This window comes from Klebsiella sp. D-Nf1 (genome assembly GCF_002810515.1).
GTDB lineage: Bacteria > Pseudomonadota > Gammaproteobacteria > Enterobacterales > Enterobacteriaceae > Klebsiella > Klebsiella variicola.
The window spans coordinates 1-26,031 of the sequence record NZ_PIOK01000012.1 but is presented as its reverse complement, the minus strand read 5'-3'; the positions used below and the strand labels follow the sequence as shown (position 1 = coordinate 26,031).

The 26,031-nt window shown below is 57.3% G+C and carries 25 protein-coding genes and 3 pseudogenes; 17 read left to right on the top strand and 11 right to left on the bottom strand.

Translation table 11 applies throughout. The annotated features are described in order from the left end of the window. Window positions 1-89: 89 nt before the first annotated feature. Window positions 90-1,751 carry a putative transporter gene (locus CWM54_RS26170; RefSeq protein ID WP_100699060.1) on the top strand — a complete coding sequence of 554 codons (1,662 nt, stop codon included), beginning with the start codon at window positions 90-92 and terminating at the stop codon, window positions 1,749-1,751. Here the strand turns inward: CWM54_RS26170 and CWM54_RS26165 are convergent. Continuing rightward, on the bottom strand, window positions 1,719-2,465 hold the full coding sequence (locus CWM54_RS26165) for a GntR family transcriptional regulator (RefSeq protein ID WP_008806752.1): 747 nt from the start codon (window positions 2,463-2,465) through the stop codon (window positions 1,719-1,721). The genes CWM54_RS26170 and CWM54_RS26165 overlap by 33 nt on opposite strands. 298 nt (window positions 2,466-2,763) lie before the next feature. Between CWM54_RS26165 and CWM54_RS26160 the strand changes: the two genes are divergently transcribed. From CWM54_RS26160 to CWM54_RS26140, 5 genes are all read left to right on the top strand, one after another. Next, on the top strand, window positions 2,764-4,386 hold the full coding sequence (locus tag CWM54_RS26160; RefSeq protein ID WP_008806753.1) for an alpha-glucoside-specific PTS transporter subunit IIBC: 1,623 nt from the start codon (window positions 2,764-2,766) through the stop codon (window positions 4,384-4,386). Continuing rightward, window positions 4,383-5,705, top strand: a complete 1,323-nt coding sequence (locus CWM54_RS26155; protein WP_025711345.1) for a 6-phospho-alpha-glucosidase — start codon at window positions 4,383-4,385, stop codon at window positions 5,703-5,705. The genes CWM54_RS26160 and CWM54_RS26155 overlap by 4 nt, the downstream gene beginning before the upstream one ends. Window positions 5,706-5,806: 101 nt before the next feature. Beyond that, the gene (locus tag CWM54_RS26150; protein ID WP_002923305.1) at window positions 5,807-6,154 is read left to right on the top strand and encodes a YidH family protein; all 348 of its coding nucleotides are present in this window, start codon (window positions 5,807-5,809) and stop codon (window positions 6,152-6,154) included. Beyond that, entirely contained in the window at window positions 6,144-6,506 is a 363-nt protein-coding gene (locus CWM54_RS26145) for a DUF202 domain-containing protein (RefSeq protein WP_012967012.1), read from the top strand. The genes CWM54_RS26150 and CWM54_RS26145 overlap by 11 nt, the downstream gene beginning before the upstream one ends. A 74-nt stretch (window positions 6,507-6,580) precedes the next feature. Next, window positions 6,581-7,003, top strand: coding sequence for a hypothetical protein (locus tag CWM54_RS26140; RefSeq protein ID WP_061152891.1), 423 nt, complete (start codon window positions 6,581-6,583; stop codon window positions 7,001-7,003). A 3-nt stretch (window positions 7,004-7,006) separates the two neighbouring features. Here the strand turns inward: CWM54_RS26140 and dsdA are convergent, their stop codons facing one another. Next, the gene (gene dsdA / locus CWM54_RS26135; RefSeq protein ID WP_100699058.1) at window positions 7,007-8,335 is read right to left on the bottom strand and encodes a D-serine ammonia-lyase; all 1,329 of its coding nucleotides are present in this window, start codon (window positions 8,333-8,335) and stop codon (window positions 7,007-7,009) included. A gap of 16 nt (window positions 8,336-8,351) precedes the next feature. Then, window positions 8,352-9,689: a D-serine transporter DsdX gene (dsdX, locus tag CWM54_RS26130; RefSeq protein WP_061152893.1), complete on the bottom strand. Its 1,338-nt coding sequence runs from the start codon at window positions 9,687-9,689 to the stop codon at window positions 8,352-8,354. A 91-nt stretch (window positions 9,690-9,780) separates the two neighbouring features. Between dsdX and CWM54_RS29010 the strand changes: the two are divergent. Then, window positions 9,781-9,897, top strand: a pseudogene (locus tag CWM54_RS29010) (hypothetical protein); the annotation flags it as partial. A gap of 16 nt (window positions 9,898-9,913) precedes the next feature. Then, complete coding sequence (gene dsdC / locus CWM54_RS26120; protein WP_100699055.1) at window positions 9,914-10,837, top strand: DNA-binding transcriptional regulator DsdC; 924 nt, start codon at window positions 9,914-9,916, stop codon at window positions 10,835-10,837. A 115-nt stretch (window positions 10,838-10,952) separates the two neighbouring features. Here dsdC and emrD read toward each other — a convergent pair whose 3' ends face one another. From emrD to CWM54_RS29005, 5 genes and pseudogenes are all read right to left on the bottom strand, one after another. Further along, the gene (gene emrD / locus CWM54_RS26115; RefSeq protein ID WP_074385316.1) at window positions 10,953-12,137 is read right to left on the bottom strand and encodes a multidrug efflux MFS transporter EmrD; all 1,185 of its coding nucleotides are present in this window, start codon (window positions 12,135-12,137) and stop codon (window positions 10,953-10,955) included. 175 nt (window positions 12,138-12,312) lie between these two features. Beyond that, entirely contained in the window at window positions 12,313-13,146 is an 834-nt protein-coding gene (locus CWM54_RS26110) for a DMT family transporter (RefSeq protein ID WP_100699053.1), read from the bottom strand. Between the two features lie 67 nt (window positions 13,147-13,213). After that, the gene (locus CWM54_RS26105) at window positions 13,214-13,660 is read right to left on the bottom strand and encodes a GNAT family N-acetyltransferase (RefSeq protein ID WP_061152896.1); all 447 of its coding nucleotides are present in this window, start codon (window positions 13,658-13,660) and stop codon (window positions 13,214-13,216) included. A gap of 90 nt (window positions 13,661-13,750) precedes the next feature. Next, window positions 13,751-13,870 carry a type I toxin-antitoxin system toxin TisB gene (tisB, locus tag CWM54_RS26100; protein ID WP_004145059.1) on the bottom strand — a complete coding sequence of 40 codons (120 nt, stop codon included), beginning with the start codon at window positions 13,868-13,870 and terminating at the stop codon, window positions 13,751-13,753. Window positions 13,871-14,323: 453 nt separating this feature from the next. After that, window positions 14,324-14,492: pseudogene (locus tag CWM54_RS29005) on the bottom strand (hypothetical protein). Between the two features lie 12 nt (window positions 14,493-14,504). On the opposite strand from CWM54_RS29005, the gene ivbL reads away from it, so the two are divergent. The 7 genes from ivbL (at window position 14,505) to uhpT (ending at window position 21,773) form a co-directional block, all read left to right on the top strand. Then, window positions 14,505-14,600, top strand: a complete 96-nt coding sequence (ivbL, locus tag CWM54_RS26095; RefSeq protein WP_002923286.1) for an ilvB operon leader peptide IvbL — start codon at window positions 14,505-14,507, stop codon at window positions 14,598-14,600. 104 nt (window positions 14,601-14,704) lie between these two features. Then, on the top strand, window positions 14,705-16,393 hold the full coding sequence (ilvB, locus tag CWM54_RS26090) for an acetolactate synthase large subunit (protein WP_074385318.1): 1,689 nt from the start codon (window positions 14,705-14,707) through the stop codon (window positions 16,391-16,393). 3 nt (window positions 16,394-16,396) lie between these two features. Next, on the top strand, window positions 16,397-16,684 hold the full coding sequence (gene ilvN / locus CWM54_RS26085) for an acetolactate synthase small subunit (protein WP_061152898.1): 288 nt from the start codon (window positions 16,397-16,399) through the stop codon (window positions 16,682-16,684). Window positions 16,685-16,805: 121 nt separating this feature from the next. Continuing rightward, window positions 16,806-17,399, top strand: coding sequence for a transcriptional regulator UhpA (gene uhpA, locus CWM54_RS26080; protein ID WP_100699051.1), 594 nt, complete (start codon window positions 16,806-16,808; stop codon window positions 17,397-17,399). Between the two features lie 17 nt (window positions 17,400-17,416). After that, complete coding sequence (gene uhpB, locus CWM54_RS26075) at window positions 17,417-18,898, top strand: signal transduction histidine-protein kinase/phosphatase UhpB (RefSeq protein WP_165785976.1); 1,482 nt, start codon at window positions 17,417-17,419, stop codon at window positions 18,896-18,898. An 11-nt stretch (window positions 18,899-18,909) separates the two neighbouring features. Further along, complete coding sequence (locus CWM54_RS26070) at window positions 18,910-20,238, top strand: MFS transporter (protein WP_061152900.1); 1,329 nt, start codon at window positions 18,910-18,912, stop codon at window positions 20,236-20,238. A 143-nt stretch (window positions 20,239-20,381) separates the two neighbouring features. Continuing rightward, window positions 20,382-21,773, top strand: coding sequence for a hexose-6-phosphate:phosphate antiporter (gene uhpT / locus CWM54_RS26065; protein ID WP_100682121.1), 1,392 nt, complete (start codon window positions 20,382-20,384; stop codon window positions 21,771-21,773). Between the two features lie 80 nt (window positions 21,774-21,853). Here the strand turns inward: uhpT and CWM54_RS28215 are convergent, their stop codons facing one another. Both CWM54_RS28215 and CWM54_RS26055 read right to left on the bottom strand, forming a co-directional pair. Next, window positions 21,854-22,720: a DUF6708 domain-containing protein gene (locus tag CWM54_RS28215; RefSeq protein WP_133123777.1), complete on the bottom strand. Its 867-nt coding sequence runs from the start codon at window positions 22,718-22,720 to the stop codon at window positions 21,854-21,856. Window positions 22,721-22,741: 21 nt separating this feature from the next. After that, a complete protein-coding gene (locus CWM54_RS26055) occupies window positions 22,742-23,599 on the bottom strand; it encodes a DUF6708 domain-containing protein (RefSeq protein ID WP_100699047.1) in 858 nt (285 codons plus the stop codon). A 270-nt stretch (window positions 23,600-23,869) separates the two neighbouring features. Between CWM54_RS26055 and CWM54_RS26050 the strand changes: the two genes are divergently transcribed. Next, window positions 23,870-24,322, top strand: a complete 453-nt coding sequence (locus CWM54_RS26050; protein ID WP_100699045.1) for a DUF1198 family protein — start codon at window positions 23,870-23,872, stop codon at window positions 24,320-24,322. A gap of 211 nt (window positions 24,323-24,533) precedes the next feature. Next, complete coding sequence (nepI, locus tag CWM54_RS26045) at window positions 24,534-25,727, top strand: purine ribonucleoside efflux pump NepI (protein ID WP_100699044.1); 1,194 nt, start codon at window positions 24,534-24,536, stop codon at window positions 25,725-25,727. Between the two features lie 186 nt (window positions 25,728-25,913). Here nepI and CWM54_RS29375 read toward each other — a convergent pair. Continuing rightward, window positions 25,914-26,031, bottom strand: a pseudogene (locus tag CWM54_RS29375) (hypothetical protein); the annotation flags it as partial.

Here is a 26,031-nt window from a genome sequence, read left to right as displayed (position 1 = left end):
CATGATTATTGTGCGCCAGGCGGCATACAACCCATCTGGTAGTGGTCATAATCCCTGTAGTTAATGATGTTATTCACAGGGACGATACCATGAGTGAGATAGCATTGACGGTCAGCGTGCTGGCGCTGGTGGCGGTAGTGGGGTTGTGGATCGGCAATGTCAAAATCCGCGGCGTCGGCTTTGGCATTGGCGGCGTCCTGTTTGGCGGGATTATTGTCGGCCACTTTGTCGATCAGGCGGGTGTCGCCCTCAGCAGCCCGATGCTGCATTTTATTCAGGAATTCGGCTTGATCCTGTTTGTCTACACCATCGGTATTCAGGTGGGGCCGGGCTTTTTCGCCTCGCTGCGGGTCTCAGGCCTGCGGCTCAATCTGTTCGCTATCCTTATCGTTATCCTCGGCGGCCTGGTGACCGCGGTGCTGCATAAACTGTTCAATATTCCTCTCCCGGTAGTGCTCGGTATCTTCTCCGGTGCGGTGACCAACACGCCAGCGCTGGGGGCCGGGCAGCAAATCCTGCGCGATCTTGGGGTGCCGTTCGAGGTGGTCGATCAGATGGGGATGAGTTACGCGATGGCGTATCCGTTCGGCATCTGCGGCATTCTGCTGACCATGTGGCTGGTGCGCCTGTTCTTCCGCATCAATGCGGAGAAAGAGGCCCAGCGGTTTGAAGAGAGCAGCGGCAACGGCCACGCTCATTTGCACACCATTAACGTGCGGGTGGAGAACCCCAACCTCAACCAGATGGCGATTCAGGATGTGCCGATGCTCAATAGCGACAACATCGTCTGTTCGCGGCTGAAGCGCGGTGAGCTGTTGATGGTGCCTGCGCCGGGCACCCTTATCCAGGCGGGCGACCTGTTGCACCTGGTGGGGCGACCGGAGGATCTGCACAATGCGCAGCTGGTGATTGGCCAGGAGGTGGCCACCTCGCTGTCGACGCGCGGCACCGATCTGAAAGTCGAGCGGGTGGTGGTCACTAACGAAAAAGTGCTGGGGAAGAAGATACGCGATCTGCACGTTAAACAGCGCTATGACGTGGTGATCTCCCGGCTTAACCGGGCAGGCGTCGAGCTGGTGGCCAGCAGCAGCGCCAGCCTGCAGTTTGGTGACATCCTCAACCTGGTTGGTCGCCAGGAGGCGATTGACGCCGTGGCCGCCGAGCTGGGTAACGCTCAGCAGAAGCTGCAGCAGGTCCAGATGCTGCCGGTGTTTATCGGTATCGGCCTCGGGGTACTGCTGGGATCTATCCCGTTGTTTATTCCCGGTTTCCCTGTCGCGCTGAAGCTGGGGCTGGCCGGTGGGCCGCTGATTATGGCGTTGATCCTCGGGCGTATCGGCAGCATCGGCAAGCTGTATTGGTTTATGCCGCCGAGCGCCAACCTGGCGCTGCGCGAGCTGGGGATCGTGCTGTTTCTGGCGGTGGTCGGGCTAAAATCGGGGGGCGACTTTGTCGCGACCCTGACCCAGGGCGAGGGTCTGAGCTGGATCGCTTACGGCATTTTCATCACCGCCATCCCGCTGCTGACGGTGGGGATCCTCGCGCGCATGCTGGCGAAAATGAACTATCTGACGCTGTGCGGCATGCTGGCCGGCTCCATGACTGACCCGCCGGCGCTGGCCTTCGCCAACAATCTGCACGCCACCAGCGGCGCGGCGGCGCTCTCTTACGCCACCGTCTATCCGCTGGTGATGTTCCTGCGGATTATCACTCCGCAGCTACTCGCCGTGCTGTTCTGGGGGCTGAGCTAGCGGGCTTTGCGCCTGGACGCGGCGCAGGTGGTAATCCACCTGATACTCGCTGGCGTTGCGGAACATGACGGAATAGTTAAGAAACTCGCCGCTGTCGCTGTAGGAAAGGGAGGTAATACGCAGCAGCGGCGTCTGCTCCGGGACGTTCATTGAGCGCGCCAGCTGCTTGTCCGCCAGCACTGGCGTCAGCGTTTCATAATTCCCGCTGATGATGATCCCGCACTCCTTCTCAATATAATCAAATTTCGAACCCTCCAGATGGCTCAGCGACAGGTTGCGGAACAGCTTCACTGGCATATAGCTATCCTCCAGCATCAGCGGCTTACCATCGACGTAGCGCACCCGCCGTGAGAAGTAGATCCGTTCATCAATTTTAATCCGCAGCAGGCTGGCGATGGCCGGCGGGGCAGGCATCACCTCGAAGGCCAGCACCTGGCTTACTACCTCTTTGCCCTGCTTGCGCAGCACTTCCGCCAGGCCGGTGAGATTGCTGGTTTCATGATGGACGTCCTTACGCGCCACGAACGTTCCCGAGCCGTGGCGACGCACAACCAATCCCCAGTCCACCAGCAGGTCGATGGCTTTGCGGATAGTCATGCGCGCCACCCCGAACTCCTCGGCCAGTTTTTTCTCTCCCGGTAGCGGGCTACCGATGGCGAAGTCGGCGGAATTCAGCCGCAGCCGCAGGCGGTCAGCAATGGATTTGTAGATCACCAGTAGTCCTCTTGTGCAGGAAAGTGGAATGTCGCTTTCTTCTCTTTTCGTTAAAAAAATAGATTTATTACAAGTGATTAGTACACATTCATTTCGTTAATTCCACTGCCTGACTTATCGATGCCTAACTTTTGTTATCGAAGTAGACAACTTTGGCCAAATTAAAACCATGAATGGGATCACGAATCGCAACGGCGCGGCATGTTGTCGGACGGGCAAATTTCTATTCTCGAGTGAGGCCGGTAATCAAGAAAAAGAAGGCCACTCACCCTACGAGTTGTTACATGAGGATTTTCAAATGCTCAGTCAAATACAACGCTTTGGCGGCGCCATGTTTACCCCGGTTTTGTTGTTTCCTTTTGCCGGGATCGTGGTCGGTATCGCCATCATGCTGCGCAACCCGATGTTCGTCGGCGAAGCGCTGACCGCACCCGACAGCCTGTTTGCCCAGATCGTTCACATCATTGAAGAGGGCGGCTGGACCGTCTTTCGTAATATGCCGCTGATTTTCGCCGTCGGTCTGCCGATCGGCCTGGCGAAACAGGCCCAGGGCCGGGCCTGTCTGGCGGTGCTGGTGAGTTTTCTCACCTGGAACTACTTTATCAACGCCATGGGGATGACCTGGGGCCACTTCTTTGGTGTCGACTTTTCCGTTGAACCCACGGCAGGCAGCGGCCTGACGATGATTGCCGGGATCAAAACCCTCGACACCAGCATTATCGGCGCCATCGTCATCTCCGGTCTGGTGACGGCTCTGCACAATCGCTATTTCGATAAACCCCTGCCGGTGTTCCTCGGCATCTTTCAGGGCTCATCGTTTGTGGTCATTGTCGCCTTCCTCGCGATGATCCCCTGCGCCTGGCTGACCCTGCTCGGCTGGCCAAAGGTTCAGCTGGGCATTGAATCGCTGCAGGCCTTCCTGCGCTCAGCCGGGGCGCTTGGGGTGTGGGTCTACATCTTCCTTGAGCGCATTCTGATCCCCACCGGTCTGCACCACTTCGTCTATGGCCCGTTCATCTTTGGTCCGGCGGTGGTGGAGGGCGGTCTGCAGGTCTACTGGGCGGAGCATCTGCAGGCGTTCAGTCAGAGTACGGAACCGCTGAAGACGCTGTTCCCGGAGGGCGGCTTTGCCCTGCACGGTAACTCGAAAGTGTTTGGTTCGGTGGGGATTGCGCTGGCGCTCTACTTTACCGCCGCGCCGGAAAACCGCGTCAAGGTCGCTGGCTTGCTGATCCCTGCCACCCTGACCGCGATGCTGGTCGGGATCACCGAACCACTGGAGTTCACCTTCCTGTTCATCTCGCCGCTGCTGTTTGCCGTTCACGCGGTGCTGGCGGCGACCATGGCGACGGTGATGTACATCTGCGGGGTGGTAGGCAATTTCGGCGGCGGCCTGCTTGATCAATTCTTGCCGCAAAACTGGATCCCGATGTTCCATCACCACGCCTCGATGATGTTCATTCAGATAGGCATCGGCCTCTGTTTCACCGCCCTGTACTTCGTGGTCTTCCGCACCCTGATCCTGCGTCTGAACCTGAAGACGCCAGGCCGGGAAGAGAGCGAAATCAAGCTCTACAGCAAGGCCGATTACCAGGCGGCACGAGGTAAAACCACGGCCGCCGCCGCGCCAGAGACCCGGCTGGGTCAGGCCGCTGGCTTCCTGCAGGCCCTCGGCGGCGCCGACAACATTGAAAGCATCAACAACTGCGCCACCCGACTGCGCATCGCGCTGGTCGATATGGCGAAAACGCAAAGTGACGACGTCTTTAAAGCGCTGGGCGCCCACGGGGTAGTACGCCGCGGCAACGGGATTCAGGTTATCGTCGGCCTGCATGTTCCCCAGGTGCGCGACCAGCTGGAAAACCTGATGAAAGATTCTCTTTCGACCGAACATACCACCATGACGGAGGCAGTATCATGAAAAAATTCTCAGTTGTTATCGCAGGCGGCGGCAGCACCTTCACCCCGGGCATTGTTCTGATGCTGCTGGCAAACCAGGATCGTTTTCCGCTGCGGTCGCTGAAATTTTACGACAACGACGGCGCGCGGCAGGAGACCATCGCCGAGGCGTGCAAAGTGATCCTCAAAGAGCAGGCGCCGGATATTCAATTCAGCTATACCACCGATCCGCAGGCGGCGTTTACCGATGTTGATTTCGTCATGGCGCATATCCGCGTCGGTAAATATCCGATGCGTGAACAGGATGAGAAAATCCCGCTGCGCCACGGCGTGCTGGGCCAGGAGACCTGCGGACCGGGGGGGATCGCCTACGGTATGCGCTCTATCGGTGGCGTGCTGGAGCTGGTGGATTATATGGAAAAATACTCGCCGAACGCCTGGATGCTCAACTACTCCAACCCGGCGGCGATTGTGGCGGAAGCCACCCGGCGTCTGCGGCCAAACGCCAAAATCCTCAACATCTGCGATATGCCGATCGGCATTGAAGGGCGGATGGCGCAGATTGTCGGCCTCAAAGATCGCAAACAGATGCGCGTGCGCTACTACGGCCTCAATCACTTTGGCTGGTGGACGTCGATTGAGGACCTCGACGGCAACGATTTGATGCCGAAGCTGCGCGAGTATGTGGCGAAATATGGTTATGTGCCGCCCTCTAACGATCCGCACACCGAGGCCAGCTGGAACGATACCTTTGCTAAAGCGAAAGACGTGCAGGCGCTGGATCCGCAGACCATGCCGAACACCTACCTGAAATATTACTTGTTCCCGGACTACGTGGTGGCTCACTCCAACCCGGAACGCACCCGCGCCAACGAGGTGATGGATCATCGGGAGAAAAACGTCTTCAGTGCCTGCCGGGCGATCATTGCCGCCGGGAAATCCACTGCCGGCGATCTGGAGATTGACGAGCATGCGTCGTATATCGTCGATCTGGCGACGGCCATCGCCTTTAACACGCAGGAAAGGATGCTGCTGATTGTGCCAAACAACGGCGCGATCCATAACTTTGACGCTGACGCGATGGTGGAGATCCCGTGCCTGGTGGGTCACAACGGACCGGAACCGCTGACGGTCGGCGACATCCCGCACTTCCAGAAAGGGATGATGAGCCAGCAGGTGGCAGTGGAAAAACTGGTGGTCGATGCCTGGGAACAACGCTCTTACCACAAGCTGTGGCAGGCGATTACCCTGTCGAAAACCGTACCGAGCGCCTCGGTGGCGAAAGCGATCCTCGACGACCTGATTGCGGCCAACAAAGATTACTGGCCTGAGCTGCATTAATCCCCGCTGTTTGACCGGCGCCCGCGGGGCGCCGGTTCTTCTCCCCGGTTCCTGATTTACGCTATGCTGAAGCCTGCCTGCGCGATGAACAAGGAACTGTAATGAAAATCTCCCGCCTCGGCGAAGCGCCAGATTACCGCTTTTCGCTGGCTAACGAACGCACCTTTCTGGCGTGGATCCGCACGGCGCTCGGTTTTCTGGCTGCCGGCGTCGGCCTTGACCAGTTAGCGCCAGACTTTGCCACGCCGCTGATCCGTGAAATTCTTGCCCTGCTGCTGTGTCTCTTTGCCGGCGGCATGGCTATCTATGGCTATCTGCGCTGGCTGAATAACGAGAAGGCGATGCGTCTGAAGCAGGACCTTCCCTATACCCGCACGCTGCTGGTGATTAGCATCCTGCTGTTGGCGGTGGTGGCCGCGGTGATGCTGCTGGTGGTGTATGGCGGATAAACGCCGGGCGCGGCGGGAAGGCGATCCGGGACTACAACCAGAGCGCACCTCGCTGGCCTGGTTTCGCACTCTGTTGGGCTATGGCGCGCTGATGGCGCTGGCGATTAAACACAGCTGGCACCGCGCCGGCCTACCGTTCTGGCTGTCGATCGGCGTGCTGGCGATAGTGGCGGTGATCCTCTGGGGCTATACCCGCCGTCGTCATCTGATGGACGTCGATGACAGCGATTTTTTTCAGCCGCGGGCGGTTCGTGACAAATTTTTGATCGCTCTCGCAGTACTTTCTCTGGCATTCCTGTTTGCTGTTACTCACCTTCAACCGATCGTTTTATTCATTAGGGATATGTCATGACAGGATGTCCGGCGAATTTGCCTCTCACTCATGCCCCCGGCCAGCAACATGACACTCCCTTTCAGGCTGTCGTGGTGGAGGCGCATCATTGCCACCAGCCGCAGGCGTTCTATGCACAACTGCGTCAACAGGGTCTCACCGCTATCCATTTTATTCCGCAGCTGGCGGCCGGCGACGCCGCGCTCTGGGGTGAGTTTCTCTGTGCTGTCTTTCACCGCTGGGTGCGGGAAGATATTGGGCGAATCAATATTTTGCTGTTTAGTGAGACGCTGAGCGCCTGGTGCGGCGAGACGCTGACCCAGCCAGGCGCGCCGGCGGCCAACAGCACCTGCTACGGCTGCCCGTGGCTGCGCCTGTGCCGCTGCGGTGAACAGGAAGACCCGCTGTGCGCGGGTTACCGGCAGTTCTACGATCTTAGCGGGCCTTATATGCGAGTGATGCGAGATTTACGCCGACAGCAGCGGCCGCCAGAGGCGCTGATGTCGCTGCTGCGCTGAAGGTTAGCGCCCCTTCGCCAGATATTGCGCCATCTCCTCTTCCGGCACCATACCGCCGCCGGTCGCCCACACCAGGTGGGTGGCCTGCTGCAGCTGTTGCTCACTCAGCCCCTGCAGCTGATGGTACGCCTGGCTGGAGCAGATCCGCTGCGGCCCGGCCATTCCGGCCAGCGCGGACGGTTCAAGGCGAATGTTTTCCGCTGTCGCCAGCCAGCCCAGCATGTCGTACATCGTCTGATCATCAAGGGTATACAGGCCATCGAGCAGGCGCTCCATCGCCCGGCCAACGAACCCGGAAGCGCGGCCGACCGCCAGACCGTCGGCGGCGGTCAGGTTATCAATCCCTAAATCCTGCACCGCAATCTGGTCGTGGAGCCCGGTATAGATGCCGAGCAGCATGCATGGCGAGTGGGTCGGTTCGGCGAACAGGCAGTGAACGTGGTCGCCGAAGGCCAGCTTCAGGCCGAATGCCACTCCGCCGGGGCCGCCGCCAACGCCGCATGGCAGGTAGACGAACAGCGGGTGATCGGCATCGACCACGCGCCCTGCTTTGGCAAACTGCGCCTTCAGGCGCTCGCCGGCTACGGCATAGCCGAGGAACAGCGTGCGCGAGTTTTCATCATCGATGAAAAAGCAGTTCGGGTCGGATTCCGCTGCCTTGCGTCCCTGTTCGACCGCCACGCCGTAGTCCTCTTCATATTCAACGACCGTCACGCCGTGGCTGCGCAGTTTGGCCTTTTTCCATGCTCTGGCATCGGCAGACATATGTACCGTAACCTTAAAGCCGATGCGCGCGCTCATGATGCCGATCGACATCCCGAGGTTGCCGGTGGAGCCGACGGCGATGCTGTACTGGCTGAAGAACTGTTTAAATTCCGGCGTCAGCAATTTGCGATAATCATCTGCGGTACTGAGCAGCCCGGCTTCCAGCGCCAGCTTTTCTGCATGGGTTAGCACTTCATAAATCCCGCCACGCGCCTTAATGGAACCCGAAATCGGCAGGTGGCTGTCTTTTTTTAGCAGCAGATCGCCGCTAATCGGCTGGCCGAACTTTTGCTCAAGGCTGCGTTTCATTGCCGGAATGGCGACCACTTCCGATTCGATAATCCCGCCGGTGGCGGCCGTTTCCGGGAAAGCTTCCGCCAGATAGGGCGCGAAGCGCTGAAGGCGTTCGTGAGCGTCTTTTACATCTGCGGCGGTCAGGCCGACATAGGGCAAACCTTGCGCCAGCGTTGTCGTTGCCGGGTTAAACCAGGTGGTTTCTTTCAGGGCGATCAGATCCTGCACAAGCGGGAAGGTCGCGGTTAATTGGGTCAGGTCAGCGTTTTTCATATTACGTCTCGTTCGCTTAGATGATGAAAGAAAGCAGGAAGGTGGCGGCGAGTGCAAGTAAAGAAGCGATAAATGTCGCCGTCGTGTAGTACTTGAACGTTTCACTGAGGCTTGCGCCGCAGTACTGTTTTACCAGCCAGAACAGGGAATCGGTGACGATCGTGCAGCCAATGGCGCCGGAACCGATGGCAATGGCGATGATCTCCGGGCTTACGCCAGGATAAAGCGGCAGCATCGGCGCAACGATGGCGGTAGCGCCCATCATCGCCACGGTAGCGGAGCCGACGGCGGCGTGCAGGATAAGCGCCACCAGCCAGGCCAGCAGAATCGGATGCATATGCAGATTTGAGAGGATCACCGCCAGGCTATCGGCCAGGCCGCTGGATTTCAAAATCGCGTTGAACGCGCCACCGGCGCCAATAATCAGCAGAATGTTGGCGATCGATCCGAAGCCGTTTTCAGTATGAGTCAGCAGGACACCCATCCCCATCTGGCGACGAATGCCGAGAATGTAATAGGCGACAAAGACGGCGATAAACATCGCGGTGATTGGGTTGCCGATAAATTCCAGCAACATATACAGCGTGCCACCTTTCGCCATGTTCAGTTCGGCGACGGTTTTCACCAGCATCAGGCCAATCGGCAGCAGTACGGTAAACAGCGTGGCGCCGAGCGACGGCAGCGTCGATTCATCGCGCACTTCGAGGTTGGAAAATTCGGCCGGCACCGATTTAAACGGCAGACGGTTGCCGAGCAGCTTGAGGAACAGCGGGCCGCCGACCAGCGAGGCCATCAGGCCGACCAGCAGACCATAGACGATAACCGTCCCGATATCGGCGCCCAGTTTGTTGGCAACGAACAGCGCGGCCGGATGCGGCGGCACCACGCAATGCACCGCCATCAGGGCCGTACACAGCGGAATGGCCAGCTTCAGCAGTGAGGTATTGGTTTTTTTAGCGATGGAGAACGCCAGCGGGATCAGCAGCACCACGCCGACTTCGACAAACAGCGTAATGCCGCAGATCAGGCCGACCAGCACCATAATCACGTCCGCCGACAGCCAACGGCAGCGCTGCAGCGTCAGGCCGATACGCTCCGCCGCGCCGGAAACCTCCATCATCTTACCGAGAATGGTACCGAGACCGATCACCGCCGCCAGGAAGCCCAGCGTGCCGCCGATGCCACTCTCAATGGCGTTGACCATCTCCAGCGGGCCCATCCCCATCATCGCCCCGACGAAAAAGCTCGCCAGCAGCAGCGCCAGAAACGGATGAAACTTCAGTTTGACGATCGTTAAGACGATTAACACGATGCTTATCAGCAGCGTGCTCACAACCCAGATTTGCGATTCCATACCCCACCTCGCCGTAAATAACGTGTGGTTATTGAACAGAAAACCGGCATGGGCTGACAAACGATATAAATGGCCTTTCAGATGAGCCAAATTGAATCAAGAAGGTGATTTAGCTCTAAAAGTGACCTTTAAATTTGCAGTGAGTCAAATTAATTCATCCTTTAGCGGAAGTTCTGGCGTTATTTTTTTATTATCCAGACTCCTCTTCTCGCCAGGATCGCGTTATGGATGCACTAAAAACCTTAGGTACCCGGTTGCTCAACGGCTGGCAGCTCTCCAGGCTGTCGACGTTTGAAGTGGCGGCGCGGCATGAGTCGTTCGCCCTGGCCGCAGACGAGCTGGCGCTCACCCCAAGCGCCGTCAGTCACCGGATTAATCAGCTGGAAGAAGAGCTGGGGATCCAGCTCTTTGTCCGCTCGCACCGCAAAGTGGAGCTGACGCGTGAAGGGAAGCGCGTTTACTGGGCGCTGAAGTCGTCGCTGGATGGCCTCAATCAGGAGATTCTGGACATCAAAAACCAGGAACTCTCCGGCAGCCTGACGGTTTATTCCCGCCCGTCGATAGCCCAGTGCTGGCTGGTGCCCGCGCTGGGAGATTTTAGCCGCCGCTATCCGGCCATCTCGCTGACCGTGCTGACCGGCAACGATAACGTCAACCTGCGGCGGGCGGGTATCGATCTGGCAATCTATTTTGATGACGCGCCATCGTCGCAACTCAGCCACCATTTTCTGATGGATGAGGCGATCGTGCCGGTATGTACGCCGAATTATGCCCGCCAGCACCAGTTAACGCAGCATCCTGACAATCTGCGCCACTGCACATTGCTCCACGATCGCCAGGCATGGAGCAACGACTCGGGGACCGATGAGTGGTATAGCTGGGCGCAGAAATTTGCGGTGGAGCTGCCGCCATCGTCGGGCATTGGCTTCGATCGTTCTGATTTAGCGGTGATTGCGGCGATGAATCATGTGGGGGTAGCGATGGGGCGTAAACGGCTGGTGCAGAAGCGGTTAGAGAGCGGCGAGCTGATTGCGCCTTTTGGCGACATGACGCTGAAATGCCATCAGCATTATTACGTGACGACCCTGCCGGGCCGTCAGTGGCCGAAAATCGACGCTTTTATCGAATGGCTGCACAGCCTGACCTGAAAAGAGCTGAGCAACGGCTCAGTGCCTGATAATCGCCCGGCGGCGCTGCGCTTGCGCGGGCCTACAGACGACCCGTCCGGTAGCCCGGATAAGGCGTCAGCCGCCATCCGGGGGCTTATACCGGCTGCTGATGGCGAGTAAAGCGCGAGGCCAGCGGCAGCCAGCACAGCAGAATCAACAGGCCCATCAGCATCATCAGCAGGCCAAGGCTGCCCTGACCGGTTTGCGGCATCATCGCCGACAGCCAGGCCAGCACGCCGGAGCCGATATTCTGCAAACCGCCCACCAGCGCCCCGGCGGTACCGGCGAGGAACGGGAACGGCTCCATTGCGCCGCTGGTGGCCAGCGGGAACAACATCCCGGCGCCGAAGAAGAACAGCGCCGCAGGCACCAACAGGGTCCAGACGGTCATGATGCCCAGCAGCCCAGGGATCCACATCATCAAACCTGCCAGCAGGCAGCAGATAACCGACTGCCACATCAGCGTCGGGAAACGCTTGTTCGGCCGGCCGGCAAACCATGCGCCGAAGAATGCCGCCGGGATCGGCAGAATAAACAGAATACTCACCGCCATGCTGCTCAGACCGAGCACCGCGCCCATCAGCACGCCGGAGCAGGCTTCGAATACCGCTATCCCCGCCAGGCCGCCGATCAGCATCAGCAGATAGCAGTTAAATGCCCCGGTACCGAACAGCGTTTTGTAGCTGGTCAGGAGTTTGGTGCGCGGCGCGCCTTCCGGGCGCGTTTCCGGCATCCACTTCGCCATGCTAAAGGTCACCCCGGCGCACAGGACCAGCAGGAAAGCGTAGCAGGCGCGCCAGCTCCACAGGGTGTCGAGGATGCCGCCGAGCAGCGGCGCAATCAGCGGGCTGACCAGAATACCCATATTTAACAGGCTATTGGCATGACGCAGCTGAGCGCCTTCGTACAGGTCGCGGGGCAGGGTGCGCGCCATCACGCCGCCGACCCCGGTGCCCATCCCCTGCATGGCGCTGGCGGCGATCAGCACCGGCAGGCTATGGGTGGTAATGGCTACCAGCGTCGCCAGCATAAAAATCGACATCCCGACGAGGATCACCGGACGGCGGCCCACGCGGTCGGAGAGCGGGCCGTAGAACAGCTGTGAAATACCGTAGGTCAGCAGATAGGCCGCCATCACGCTTTGTACCGCCCCTTCGCGGACGTTCAGCGCGACCGCCATGTCGGCGATGGCCGGAATATAAATGGTCTGCGCCATCTGGCCGACGGCCACCAGCAGTACCAGCATCAACAACAAATTGAAGTTCTTATGCCGTTTCATGTCGATGAATACTTTGTGAGTAATTAAAAGTGAAGAATATGTGACTGGCACACCCCGTAAACGATGGAGGAATCTACCATATAAAAATGACAGAACAACTGCAAAGTACCGATTGTTGGGGGGAGTCGAGGCAGATTTTGTAAACAGGTTCGGCAACTAATGTTGCCATTTCAGGCTATGACAGCCGCAGGAGGATCGCCCCGGCGGCAATCCCGCAGGCAGCCACGATGCGCAGCGGTATCAGTTGCTCTTTCAGGACGATAAAGGCGATCAGCGCACCGAAGAGAATGGAGGTTTCACGTAGCGCGGCGACCACCGCCAGCGGCGCTTGCGTCATCGCCCATAGCGCCAGACCGTAGGAGCCCATGGTGCCGACACCGCCGAGGATGCCCTTTTTCCAGTGCTGACGTAAATAACGACTGGCCTCTCGCCGTCGCGCCACCATGGCCCAGCACAGCAGGCAGAAACCGTTCATAAAAAAGGTCCACAGGGTATAACCCAGTGCAGAGCCCGCCAGCCGGACGCCGGTGCCGTCCACCAGCGTGTAGCCGGCGATAAAGCAGGCGTTGATCAGCGCCTGCACGATGCCTTTGCGGGAGCTAACGCGGCCGTGAAAGGCCATCGCCAGAATCGCCAGGCAGATAACGCCAATACCCAGCCAGGCCAGCGGCGATAAGCGATCGCCAAGAAAAATGACGCTAATGGCTGCCACCAGCAGCGGCGCGGTGCCGCGCATCAGCGGATAGGTCTGGCTCATATCCGACACCTGGTAGGTCTTCGCTACCAGCACCGTATACACCACCTGCAATGCGCACGACGCCGCCAGATAAGGCGCGCTGGCCAGCGTCGGCTGCGGCGCGAAGGGCAGCATCACCAGGGCGAGCAGCGCGGCCGAGCCGCTGACGCCGATCGCCGCGTACATTTTATCGCCGCTGGCTTTGACGATAGCGTTCCAGCTGGCGTGCAGCAGGGCGGCGAACAGCAAAATGCAGAATACGGTGAGGGTCATCGCAAAACGATTCAGAAGTTAAGGTCTTCGGACTGTAACATGCGCCCGCGCAGCCAACCAGCTGCGGCTAAAGCGAGCAGAACAGACGATGCGTGACCCGGGGTTCATCGTATACCGGGCGAAAACCAAGCTTTTCATAAAAGGGCCAGGCCTGCGCCGGGGCATGGGTGTTAAGAAAATCGAACCAGGCGCTGGAGTGGGTAATGACCGAGACCAGCAGCTGCTGGCCGATCCCCCGGCGACGATAGCGTTCGCTGATGTAGAGGTGGCGAATGCGCCCGGCCCGCGGCTGCGGACTGAAGGGATCGCTATTGATGCCGCATACCCCTACCAGCTGGTGGTTCACGAAGGCGCCCAGCAGCGTTTCGCCCGGCGCGTTAAAGCGGTTTTTGCCGCTCTGCCAGTTTTCCGCCAGGCGGCGCAGCATATTGAAATGCTGTTCAAGGCTTTCGATTCGTAGCGCCGCGAACCCCGGGACATCCGGCGTCGTGGCGGCAATTAACAGGGGTGGCATAGCTTCCTCCATCAAGTCATCCCGGGACGCCCGGCGGGCGCCTGCAGGGGGGCGGTTTCCCGCCCCCCTCAGGTGCGACTTGAACCTGAATCAGCGGAACTGTTTCAGGACTGCATCAAGTAGTTGCAACACAGCAACCATGAGTTTCAGGATCAAAATAATAATATCCATTCCGCCCATACGCGCGTCTCCTGTGGTTAAGGAGCACAATAAGCTGACGTACCTTTCCGCTGCCCGTTGCCAGCTTATCCCTGCCTGTCGCCGGCGGCGTCTGCCCTGGCCGATAGTTCGTCCTTTCCGTAGACGGCTTCCCGGCCCGCCGCCTGCAACGGCAGGGGTGCGCAGCGTTGACCCACGCGTTGCCGCGCGGTTCAGATACTGCACGTTGTTGACGTAACACAGTGTGCTCTCTCGGGGTTAAGGCACTGACGGCACCACCCGTTTCAGCCAGGACTTCGTTGCGCCGGTCAAACTTGCGGCCCCCGAATGGCACAAAGTGAACACACCCAGTATAGATAAGTACTGTATGGATGAACAGTATTTTTTTGGACAAATTCGCCCCCCTCGTCCATACTCTATGACAGAGAAATATCGTCCTTAAATTGCGCGAACTGCAGCGATCGCGTATACTTTTGGCGTTGACGTAATACAGTGTGCTTGCGGCTACCACCCGTAACAATGCTGATAAAAACCTCGCTCCGGCGGGGTTTTTTGTTTTCTGCCGCTTATGTCGCAAATTGTGATCTTTCGCGCAAATTTTCCTGGATGAAAATAAATCCATTGTGCAAATGGAAAACCTGTGTTTGTATGAATTCAGCTTATTTATTGACACAACAGGTCCCTAATGAACGCAACCCTGATCGCTTCGACCCTACTAAAAACCGCGCCTGCCGCGGTGGTCGTCGTGTCTGTGGTGGTCGTCGTCGGCAACGCGCCGTAGGGTCCGGAACAACACGAATTCCAAACCCCGCCGGCGCAAACCGAGCGGGGTTTTTTGTTGGCGAGCCCCCCGGTAAAGTCGGCCCAGAATAAAAGGACTGGAGCATGGCAAGTTCGGGCACCACATCAAACACAATGCGCTTTACCGGCGCGCAGCTGGTTGTTCATTTACTGGAACGCCAGGGCATCACTATGGTCAGCGGCATCCCGGGCGGTTCTATCCTGCCCATCTACGATGCCTTAAGCCAAAGCACGCAGATCCGCCACATCCTGGCGCGCCACGAGCAGGGCGCGGGTTTTATCGCTCAGGGGATGGCACGAACCGAAGGCAAACCCGCCGTCTGTATGGCCTGTAGCGGCCCTGGCGCCACCAACCTGATTACGGCGATCGCCGATGCTCGCCTCGATTCAATTCCGCTGGTGTGCATCACCGGCCAGGTGCCGGCCTCCATGATCGGCACCGACGCTTTCCAGGAAGTCGACACCTACGGCATCTCTATCCCCATCACCAAGCATAACTATCTGGTGCGCGACATCGCCGAGCTGCCGCAGGTGATGAGCGATGCCTTCCGTATTGCCCAGTCCGGGCGTCCCGGACCGGTGTGGATAGACATTCCTAAGGACGTACAGTCGGCCACTATTGAACTGGAGACCCTGCCAGAACCGGGCGAGCGCGCCCCGGCACCGGCATTCGCCCCTGAAAGCGTGCGTGAAGCAGCGGCGATGATCAACGCGGCGAAGCGCCCGGTGCTCTATCTGGGCGGCGGGGTGATTAACGCGCCGCAGCCTATTCGTCAGCTGGCGGAAAAAGCCAACCTGCCGACCACCATGACCTTGATGGCGCTGGGGATGCTGCCGAAGGCGCATCCGTTGTCGCTGGGGATGCTGGGCATGCACGGCGCGCGCAGCACCAACTTCATTTTGCAGGAAGCGGATTTACTGATTGTTTTAGGCGCGCGTTTTGATGACCGGGCGATTGGCAAGACCGAGCAGTTCTGCCCGAACGCGAAGATTATTCACGTCGATATCGACCGCTCTGAGCTTGGCAAAATTAAGCAACCGCACGTCGCGATTCAGGGCGATGTGGCGGAAGTCTTAGCCCAGCTGATCCCGCAGATTGAGGCGCAGCCGCGCGATGAGTGGCGCCAGCTGGTGGCCGATTTGCAGCGTGAATTCCCTTGCGCCATCCCGCAGGAAAGCGACCCGCTCTCCCATTACGGCCTGATTAACGCCGTGGCCGCCTGCGTTGACGATGAGGCGATCATCACCACCGATGTGGGTCAGCATCAGATGTGGACGGCGCAGGCCTACCCGCTCAACCGTCCGCGCCAGTGGCTGACTTCCGGCGGCCTCGGCACCATGGGCTTCGGCCTGCCGGCGGCCATCGGCGCGGCGCTGGCGAATCCGCAGCGCAAGGTTATCTGCTTCTCCGGCGACGGCAGCCTGATGATGAATATTCAGGAGATGGCCACCGCCGCCGAAAATCGGTTGGATGTCAAAATTATCCTGCTGAACAACGAAGCGCTGGGGCTGGTGCACCAGCAGCAGAGCCTGTTTTATCAGCAGGGCGTGTTCGCCGCCACCTATCCGGGGATGATTAACTTTATGCAAATCGCCGCCGGTTTTGGTCTGCAAACCTGTGATTTAAATAACGAAGCCGATCCGCAGGCGGCGCTGCAGGCGATCATCGACCGTCCGGGGCCGGCGCTGATCCACGTGCGCATCGACGCGCAGCAGAAAGTGTATCCGATGGTACCGCCGGGTGCGGCCAATACTGAAATGGTGGGGGAATAAGCCATGCAAAAACAATGTGATAACGTCATTCTGGAGCTCACCGTCCGCAACCACCCTGGCGTGATGACCCACGTCTGCGGGCTATTTGCCCGCCGGGCGTTTAACGTTGAAGGCATTCTCTGCTTGCCGATCCAGGGCAGCGAGCACAGCCGCATCTGGCTGCTGGTGAACGACGATCAGCGTCTTGGCCAGATGATTAGCCAGATAGAAAAGCTGGAAGACGTCACCAACGTGGTGCGCAACCAGTCCGATCCCACCATGTTTAACAAAATTGCGGTGTTCTTCGAGTAAATCGCGCAAGGCTTGAACGGTAAGGTGCTTATGGTTAAGGTAAGTGCCTTTGCCGGATGGCGCTGCGCTTATCCGGCCTACGGACACAGCGCTTTTTCGTCTCAGGCACCAGGACCCTATCATGACCACCATCGCCCTTATTGACGATCATTTGATTGTCCGCTCCGGCTTTGCTCAGCTGCTGGGGCTGGAAGCTGATTTTCAGGTTGTCGCCGAATTTGGTAGCGGCCGCGAGGCGCTGGCGGGGCTACCGGGGTGCGGTGTACAGGTCTGTATCTGCGATATCTCCATGCCGGATATTTCCGGGCTGGAGCTGCTAAGCCAGTTGCCGAAGGGGATGGCGACGATCATGCTGTCGGTGCACGATAGCCCGGCGCTGATCGAGCAGGCGCTGAACGCCGGCGCGCGCGGCTTCCTGTCGAAACGCTGCAGCCCGGATGAACTTATCGCTGCGGTGCGCACGGTGGCGGCGGGCGGTTGCTATCTCACGCCGGATATCGCCATGAAGCTGGCCGCCGGGCGCCGGGATCCGCTCACCAAACGCGAACGCCAGGTGGCGGAAAAACTGGCGCAGGGGATGGCGGTGAAAGAGATTGCCGCCGAGCTCGGCCTGTCGCCGAAAACTGTCCACGTTCACCGCGCCAACCTGCTGGAAAAACTGGGCGTCAGTAACGACGTTGAGCTGGTGCGCCGCATGTTCGATAGCTGGCAATGAAGGCTGTCGTCTCACGATTGCTGTCGGTGATCGGCTGCGCCTTTATCTTCTCCGCAGCCTGGTTTTGCCTGTGGAGTATCAGTCTGCATCTGGTGGAACGTGCGGATCTAGCGGTGCTGCTGTTTCCCTTTGGCCTGCGTTTAGGGCTGATGCTGCAATGCCCGCGTGGCTACTGGCCGGTGCTGCTGGGCTCCGAGTGGCTGCTTATCTTCTGGCTGGCGCAGGAGGTGGCGCTGGCGCACCCGATAATATTGATGACCGGAAGTCTGTTGACCCTGCTGCCGGTGGCATTGATTTCACGCTATCGCCATCAGCGCGACTGGCTGACGCTGCTGCGCCAGGGCGGAGCGCTGATCGCCGCCTCGCTGCTGCAATCACTGCCGTGGCTGGCGCAAGGGAGCGAAGGATTGACCGCCCTGCTGTTAACGCTGACCGGTGGTCTGACGCTGGCGCCGACCTGCCTGGTTATCTGGCACTATCTTACCAGTACCGTCTGGCGGCCACTGGGGCCAGCGCTGGTCTCGCAGCCGGTTAACTGGCGCGGCCGGCATCTGATCTGGTACCTGCTGTTATTCACCATTAGCCTGTGGCTGCAGCTTGGGCTGCCCGCCGAGCTCTCCCGCTTTACCCCGTTTTGCCTCGCGCTGCCGATTATCGCCCTCGCCTGGCACTACGGCTGGCAGGGGGCGCTGATTGCCACCCTGATGAACGCCATTGCGCTGATTGCCAGCCAGACCTGGCACGATCACCCGGTCGATTTATTGCTTTCGCTGCTGGCGCAGAGCCTCACCGGGCTGCTGCTGGGGGCAGGGATCCAGCGGCTGCGCGAGCTTAACCAGTCGCTACAGAACGAGCTGGCGCGAAATCGGCGGCTGGCGGAACGTCTGCTGGAAACGGAAGAGAGCGTGCGGCGTGACGTGGCGCGCGAGCTCCATGATGATATCGGCCAGACGATCACGGCAATTCGCACCCAGGCGGGGATCGTGCAACGGCTGGCGCCGAATAACGGCAGCGTGCGCCAGAGCGGCCAGCTGATTGAACAGCTCTCGCTGGGGGTGTACGACTCAGTGCGTCGCCTGCTCGGCCGCCTGCGTCCGCGCCAGCTTGACGATCTGCCGCTTGAACAGGCGATACGTTCGTTGATGCGCGAAATGGAACTGGAAGACCGCGGCATCGTCAGCCACCTCGACTGGCGGATTAACGAGGCGGGGCTGAGCGAAAACCAGCGCGTGACGCTGTTTCGCGTCTGCCAGGAGGGACTGAATAATATCGTCAAGCACGCCAGCGCCAGCGCCGTCACCCTCCAGGGCTGGCAGCAGGATGGGCGTCTGATGCTGGTGCTGGAAGATGACGGTTGCGGCCTGCCGCCGGGCTCGAATCTGCAGGGGTTCGGCCTGACCGGCATGCGCGAACGTGTGACCGCGCTGGGCGGTACGTTAACGATCTCTTGCACACATGGTACCCGCGTGTGCGTCAATTTACCGCTGCGTTACGCCTGAGAGGAGCGCCGATGTTTGCCTTTTTAAAAGCGCCGCCGGACGCCGCGCCAGTTAGCGATAAACGCGAGCTGGACGAGCGTTATCGTTACTGGCGTCGACATATTCTGCTCACTATCTGGCTTGGTTACGCGCTGTTTTATTTCACCCGCAAAAGCTTTAACGCCGCGGTCCCGGAAATTCTTGCCAGCAACGTCCTGACCCGCAGCGATATTGGCCTGCTGGCCACGTTGTTTTACATCACTTACGGGCTGTCGAAATTTTTCTCCGGTATCGTCAGCGACCGCTCCGACGCCCGCTATTTTATGGGGCTGGGGCTGATTGCCACCGGGGTGGTGAATATTCTATTCGGTTTTTCCACTTCGCTATGGGCTTTCGCGCTGCTGTGGGCGCTGAATGCCTTCTTCCAGGGCTGGGGCTCGCCGGTGTGCGCCCGGCTGCTGACGGCCTGGTATTCGCGAACCGAACGCGGCGGCTGGTGGGCGCTATGGAATACCGCGCATAACGTCGGCGGCGCGCTGATCCCGATGGTGGTGGGGGCGGCGGCGCTGCACTACGGCTGGCGTGCAGGGATGAGCATTGCCGGCTGTCTGGCGATCCTCGCCGGACTGTATCTGTGCTGGCGGCTGCGCGATCGCCCGCAGGCGGTAGGGTTACCCGCCGTAGGCGACTGGCGTCACGATGCGCTGGAAATCGCCCAGCAGCAGGAAGGCGCCGGGCTGACGCGTAAAGCGATCCTGACCCGCTACGTGCTGGCCAATCCCTATATCTGGCTGCTGTCGCTGTGCTATGTGCTGGTGTACGTGGTGCGGGCGGCGATTAACGACTGGGGTAATCTGTATATGTCGGAGACGCTCGGCGTCGATCTGGTGACCGCTAACTCGGCGGTGACCATGTTTGAGCTGGGCGGTTTTATCGGCGCGCTGGTGGCGGGCTGGGGCTCGGATAAACTATTTAACGGCAACCGTGGGCCGATGAACCTGATCTTCGCCGCTGGAATTTTGCTGTCGGTTGGCGGCCTGTGGCTGATGCCGTTCGCCAGCTATGTCATGCAGGCGGCCTGCTTCTTCACCACCGGCTTCTTCGTGTTTGGCCCGCAGATGCTGATCGGCATGGCGGCGGCGGAGTGTTCACATAAAGAAGCCGCCGGGGCGGCGACCGGGTTTGTCGGCCTGTTCGCTTATCTTGGCGCCTCGCTTTCCGGCTGGCCGCTGGCGCAGGTGATGGATATCTGGCACTGGACCGGATTCTTCGTGGTGATTGCGATTGCCGCCGGCATTTCCGCGCTGCTGCTGCTGCCGTTTTTAAACGCGCAGGCGCCGCGTACCGCCAGCGAAGCGTGATGTAGCTCACCCTTTCGCCGCGAAAGGGGCAAAACTAAGAAATTTTCCCGGTTTCACCTGGACGCCGTCTCAGGCCAGACGGCGCGCTGGTTTTTACAATGCCTGGTTATTACGCAGGCAAAAAATCAGCTCAGGAGATACCCATGCTGGCCTTTCTGAATCAGGTGCGCAAGCCGACCCTGGATCTGCCGCTCGATGTGCGGCGCAAAATGTGGTTCAAACCTTTCATGCAGTCCTATCTGGTGGTCTTCATCGGCTACCTGACCATGTACCTGATCCGCAAGAACTTTAACATCGCGCAGAACGACATGATCTCCACCTACGGGTTGAGCATGACGCAGCTGGGGATGATTGGCCTGGGCTTCTCTATCACCTACGGCGTGGGCAAGACGCTCGTGTCTTATTATGCCGACGGTAAAAATACCAAGCAGTTCCTGCCATTTATGCTGATCCTCTCCGCCATCTGTATGCTGGGCTTTAGCGCCAGCATGGGGGCGGGTTCAACCAGCCTGTTTCTGATGATCGCCTTCTATGCGCTGAGCGGTTTCTTCCAGAGCACCGGCGGCTCGTGCAGCTATTCCACCATCACCAAGTGGACGCCCAGACGCAAACGCGGCACCTTCCTTGGCTTCTGGAATATCTCCCACAACCTCGGCGGCGCGGGCGCGGCGGGCGTGGCGCTGTTTGGCGCCAACTATCTGTTCGACGGCCACGTGATCGGCATGTTTGTCTTCCCGTCGATTATTGCGCTGATCGTTGGCTTTATTGGCCTGCGCTACGGTAGCGACTCTCCGGAATCCTACGGCCTCGGCACGGCGGAAGAACTGTTTGGCGAAGCGATCAGCGAAGAGGACAAAGAGACCGAAGAAAATGCGATGACCAAATGGCAGATCTTTGTTGAGTATGTGCTGAAAAACAAAGTGATCTGGCTGCTGTGCTTCTCCAACATCTTCCTCTACGTGGTGCGTATCGGTATCGATCAGTGGTCCACCGTGTATGCCTTCCAGGAGCTGAAGCTGTCTAAAGAGGTGGCGATTCAGGGCTTTACCCTGTTTGAGGTTGGCGCGTTGGTCGGCACGCTGCTGTGGGGCTGGCTGTCGGATCTGGCCAACGGCCGCCGCGCGCTGGTGGCCTGCGTCGCACTGGCGCTGATTATCGCCACCCTTGGCGTGTATCAACATGCCAGCAACCAGTACGTCTATCTGGCCTCGCTGTTTGCGCTGGGCTTCCTGGTGTTTGGTCCGCAGCTGTTGATCGGCGTCGCCGCCGTCGGCTTCGTGCCGAAAAAAGCGATCGGCGCCGCCGATGGAATCAAGGGCACCTTCGCCTATCTGATCGGCGATAGCTTCGCCAAACTGGGTCTCGGGATGATCGCTGACGGCACGCCGGTATTCGGCCTGACCGGCTGGGCCGGCACCTTTGCGGCGCTGGACGCCGCCGCCATCGGCTGTATCTGCCTGATGGCCATCGTGGCTATCTTCGAAGAGCGTAAAATTCGCCGCGAGAAAAAGAATCGAGTTTTGCAGACTGCCTGATTCACCAGGTATTTGGTAACCTTGCCCGGCCATTGCGCCGGGCTTTTTTATAGGGTTTTCTGGGCGGCAAACGCATTAAATTAGCCGGTGATTTTTTCATATTCTTCTAACGATGACGCGGTAGATTTTTTAAGCATCACATCAGGCCATTCGACTTTGCGCCCGTAAATGCCCACGTTAGGATTGACGGTCATATCTAACATCTCGTCTTTGAAATCCATATAGCGGTTAATCCAGGTCCAGAGTTTATAGTTATTTAAATATTTAGACTCAATGATAGTTTTTTCTGAAATAAGCGTAAATATATCAGTAATACTTTCATTTTCATAAGCATGTAAGCAAATAAACGATCTCTGATTATAAAAATCATAATAGCCTTTTATAGAACTCCAGGGGAATTCTTTGTATTCTGGTCGGGTCCGTTTATAGAATGGAAAGCGGGTTCTGGCTTTATAGTTGCGGTTTGGTCTTTGAAGTATCTTCATAAAAACATATTCGCAGATATAAACCTTTCCTGTTTTTCGATTAAAACGAATTGGGTAATGTCGTGGAGAAAAGAAGCAGTAATTTACTGCAAAAGACGAGAAATAAGCTATGGCAAATATTGCAATGATGCTAAAATGAATGGTGAGTGTTAGCAGTAATTCACTTTTTTCTTGCCAAAAAAACGCCGCGTAACTTTCAAAATCGAAAATCATATAGTATAAAAATATAATGATTACCAAACATGATAAAATAGTTAAGGGTAATAACATAATGATATAGAAAATGTTCATCCAATAAAATGTTGAATGATTACGCGTGATTTCACAATAATCATCATTAACATAGAATAACTTTCCCGAATGTGTTAGCTTATCTGTATCGCCTGGAGTCTCAGTGATAAGGTTTTTAAGATCCGTATCGGGAATTTGCTTTGCTAAATAGTGGTTTTGGATCGGGAGCATATGCATTCCTTTGCTTATTGACTATGATACCGTTTCGGCGATTTTTTCATATTCTTCTAACGATGACGCGGTAGATTTTTTAAGTATCACCTCAGGCCATTCGACTTTGCGCCCGTAAATGCCCACGTTAGGATTGACGGTCATATCTAGCATCTCGTCTTTGAAATTCATATAGCTACTGATCCACAGCCATAGTTTATAGTTATTCATCAACATCGTTTCAGTTCCTGTATCATTCGAGGTGAGGATGAAGGAGTCAACGATGCTGTGGTTTTCATATACGTGACAGTTTATTATTGCGTTATAATTTAGAGAATAGCTCCCTTTTATATCACTCCAGTCAAATTCCTTGCATTCTGGTTTTGGTTTTTTATAAAAAGGGCTGTGAAGGAAAAATGTATAGGGTTGCCTCTTAATTAAACCAGACAGAATATACTCGTAAACATAGATTTTTCCTGTTTTACGGTTAAAGCGAATTGGATAATGGCGAGGTGCGAAAAAAGCGTAATTTACGATGGCCGAGAAAATAAAGGATAAGGCTATTGAAAGTAAAATTGCAAAATGAAAAAGGAGTGTGCTATTTAATTCCTGCTCATTTCCCCAATATGCGTTAATATACCATTCAAAATCAAAAATTATTTCATATAAAAAAACAATGACTCCGATAACTATCACAAGAATAATGGGAGAGAATAACGCAACTAATAAAATGTTAGCGCCATAAGATGATGAGTAGTTACGGGTTATTTCGCAATAATCATCATTTACATAAACAAGTTTACCCGCGTGCGTGAGTTTATCTGTATTACTTCTCGTCTCAGCATTAATTCTGGCAAGACCATCGTTATCGATATGCTTTGCTAAATAGTCGAATTGCATAATATACATTCCATTGCTTGATAAGGGTAGCAAATCCATTAAAGCATAACATGCTTAATTATTACTGTGCAAAAATAGCAATTCATAGATTAAGCTAATTACCTTAGTATGAATATTAGTTTTTAATATATTGTTTCTTTATGCCAGTGTGATTGATTAATTCGTTAAAAGTATAAAGTAACGCGATAAGTCACATTATGGTTCGTCCGACAGTCGACAGCAGGCAAATTCCCATTATGATAGTGAGGCCGCGATTGGATGAGAGGATGCATGATCTGGATAGGACTGGCCACCCTGGTAGTGGTATTTGTTGTGGGATTTCGGGTGCTTACCTCTGATTCACGCCGCGCGATTCGCCGCCTGAGCGAACGCCTTGGCATTACGCCTGTTCCGTTGGAATCGATGATCGATCAGCTGGGAAAAACCGCCGGTAATGAGTATTTGCGTTACCTGGAGCGGCCCAATGAAGCACATCTGCAGAACGCCGCGCAGGTGCTGCTTATCTGGCAGGTCGCGATTGTCGACGCCAGCGAGAAAAACCTGCACTACTGGTATCGCCTGATGCAAAAAGCGCGATTAGCGGCGCCGATTACCGACGCACAGATCCGCCTGGCGCAAGGTTTTCTGCGCGAACTGGACCCGGATGTGAACGATTTACATAACCTACAGCAGCGCTATAACGATCTGTTTCTCCCGGAAGACGGCGTGCACTGGTTGCACTGATCTCATTGTTATCCGGCCTGTGGTTTACGCACTCGTCACTTGTAGGCCGGATAAGCGTAAGCGCCATCCGGCAGAATGACGAGGTCTGTATTCTCAGGCTACGCTTTTGTATTACGTTATGAAAAGCGAGAAGAGTTGCGAAAACGTTAAGTACGTCACATACAAAATGTTACACTGCGCAGCTTTCCGCCACTTTCTTCGCAGGTAACTCATGAGTCATTCAAATGAAGCCAAACCCCATGCAAGCGATCTCGCGCGGCCAAACTGGTCGGCGGTCTTCGCGGTTGCTTTCTGCGTCGCCTGCCTGATTACCGTCGAGTTTTTGCCGGTTAGTCTGCTGACGCCGATGGCGCTGGATTTAGGCATCTCCGAAGGGATGGCCGGGCAATCGGTGACGACGACGGCATTCGTCGCGATGTTTTCCAGCCTGTTTATCACCACGGTTATCGGCAAAACCGATCGCCGCTACGTGGTTATCCTGTTTTCGCTGCTGCTGACCCTTTCTTGCCTGCTGGTATCGTTTGCCGATAGTTTCACCCTGCTGCTGCTGGGACGCGCATGTTTGGGTCTGGCGCTCGGCGGTTTCTGGGCGATGTCGGCATCGCTGACCATGCGTCTGGTGCCGATGCGCGTGGTACCGAAAGCGCTATCGATTATCTTCGGCGCGGTATCAATCGCGCTGGTGATCGCCGCCCCATTGGGCAGTTTCCTTGGCGGGCTTATCGGCTGGCGCAACGTCTTTAACGGCGCGGCGGTGATGGGCGTGCTGTGTACGCTCTGGGTGCTGAAAGCGCTGCCGTCGCTGCCGGGTGAATCGGCGGCTCAGCAGCAAAATATGTTTGGTCTGCTGAAGCGTCCGGGGGTGATGGCCGGGATGTGCGCCATTTTCATGGCCTTTGCCGGACAGTTCGCCTTCTTTACCTATATTCGCCCGGTTTACATGACTCTCGCCGGTTTTGACGTCGACGGCCTGACGCTGGTGCTGCTGAGCTTTGGTATCGCCAGCTTTATCGGCACCTCGCTCTCCTCGGTGGTGCTGAAGCGCTCGGTCAAAGCGGCGCTGGCGATTTCGCCGCTGGTGCTGACCGCCTGCGCGGCGGCGCTGGTACTGTGGGGAGAAAGCAAAATTGTCGCCTCGACGGTGGCGATTATCTGGGGCTTCGCGTTTGCGCTAATCCCGGTGGGGTGGTCAACGTGGATCACCCGTTCGCTCTCCGATCAGGCGGAAAAAGCCGGGTCGATTCAGGTGGCGGTGATCCAGCTGGCCAACACCTGCGGCGCCGCGGTCGGCGGCGTGGCGCTCGACCACTTAGGCCTGCTGTCGCCGCTGGTGTTGTCAGGAATATTAATGCTGTTTACCGGGTTGCTGGTGGCGACCAAAGTGAAGGTGAATCCACCCGCTTAAGGCCGCTCGCCTTTTGCCATCCGGCACAACTGAGGTTACGGCGCCTGACCGCCCGGCGGCGCTGCGCTTGCCGGACCTACGGGTGGTATCCCGCAGGCCTCCTAAGCATACATGCGGGCACAGGCTAGTCGTAGCCCGGCTAAGCGTAGCGCCAGCCGGGAACGCTCCTTCGACAGCGCTATCGCATCAGAACCACGCCTCAAACATCCCGCCGACGTTCAGCGAATCCAGCTGCTGGTCCTGGGTGCCGTTAACCTTCGCGGTGTGCTCGTTGTCCACCTGACCGCCGGTCACATAGAAGCGC

Coding starts and splice junctions, on each gene's coding strand:
- CWM54_RS26170 (WP_100699060.1), top strand. CDS start 90: ATGAGTGAGATAGCATTGACGGTCAGCGTGCTGGCGCTGGTGGCGGTA.
- CWM54_RS26160 (WP_008806753.1), top strand. CDS start 2,764: ATGCTCAGTCAAATACAACGCTTTGGCGGCGCCATGTTTACCCCGGTT.
- CWM54_RS26155 (WP_025711345.1), top strand. CDS start 4,383: ATGAAAAAATTCTCAGTTGTTATCGCAGGCGGCGGCAGCACCTTCACC.
- CWM54_RS26150 (WP_002923305.1), top strand. CDS start 5,807: ATGAAAATCTCCCGCCTCGGCGAAGCGCCAGATTACCGCTTTTCGCTG.
- CWM54_RS26145 (WP_012967012.1), top strand. CDS start 6,144: ATGGCGGATAAACGCCGGGCGCGGCGGGAAGGCGATCCGGGACTACAA.
- dsdA (WP_100699058.1), bottom strand. CDS start 8,335: ATGAAAAACGCTGACCTGACCCAATTAACCGCGACCTTCCCGCTTGTG.
- dsdX (WP_061152893.1), bottom strand. CDS start 9,689: ATGGAATCGCAAATCTGGGTTGTGAGCACGCTGCTGATAAGCATCGTG.
- dsdC (WP_100699055.1), top strand. CDS start 9,914: ATGGATGCACTAAAAACCTTAGGTACCCGGTTGCTCAACGGCTGGCAG.
- emrD (WP_074385316.1), bottom strand. CDS start 12,137: ATGAAACGGCATAAGAACTTCAATTTGTTGTTGATGCTGGTACTGCTG.
- CWM54_RS26110 (WP_100699053.1), bottom strand. CDS start 13,146: ATGACCCTCACCGTATTCTGCATTTTGCTGTTCGCCGCCCTGCTGCAC.
- CWM54_RS26105 (WP_061152896.1), bottom strand. CDS start 13,660: ATGCCACCCCTGTTAATTGCCGCCACGACGCCGGATGTCCCGGGGTTC.
- ivbL (WP_002923286.1), top strand. CDS start 14,505: ATGAACGCAACCCTGATCGCTTCGACCCTACTAAAAACCGCGCCTGCC.
- ilvB (WP_074385318.1), top strand. CDS start 14,705: ATGGCAAGTTCGGGCACCACATCAAACACAATGCGCTTTACCGGCGCG.
- ilvN (WP_061152898.1), top strand. CDS start 16,397: ATGCAAAAACAATGTGATAACGTCATTCTGGAGCTCACCGTCCGCAAC.
- uhpA (WP_100699051.1), top strand. CDS start 16,806: ATGACCACCATCGCCCTTATTGACGATCATTTGATTGTCCGCTCCGGC.
- CWM54_RS26070 (WP_061152900.1), top strand. CDS start 18,910: ATGTTTGCCTTTTTAAAAGCGCCGCCGGACGCCGCGCCAGTTAGCGAT.
- uhpT (WP_100682121.1), top strand. CDS start 20,382: ATGCTGGCCTTTCTGAATCAGGTGCGCAAGCCGACCCTGGATCTGCCG.
- CWM54_RS28215 (WP_133123777.1), bottom strand. CDS start 22,720: ATGCTCCCGATCCAAAACCACTATTTAGCAAAGCAAATTCCCGATACG.
- CWM54_RS26055 (WP_100699047.1), bottom strand. CDS start 23,599: ATGCAATTCGACTATTTAGCAAAGCATATCGATAACGATGGTCTTGCC.
- CWM54_RS26050 (WP_100699045.1), top strand. CDS start 23,870: ATGATCTGGATAGGACTGGCCACCCTGGTAGTGGTATTTGTTGTGGGA.
- nepI (WP_100699044.1), top strand. CDS start 24,534: ATGAGTCATTCAAATGAAGCCAAACCCCATGCAAGCGATCTCGCGCGG.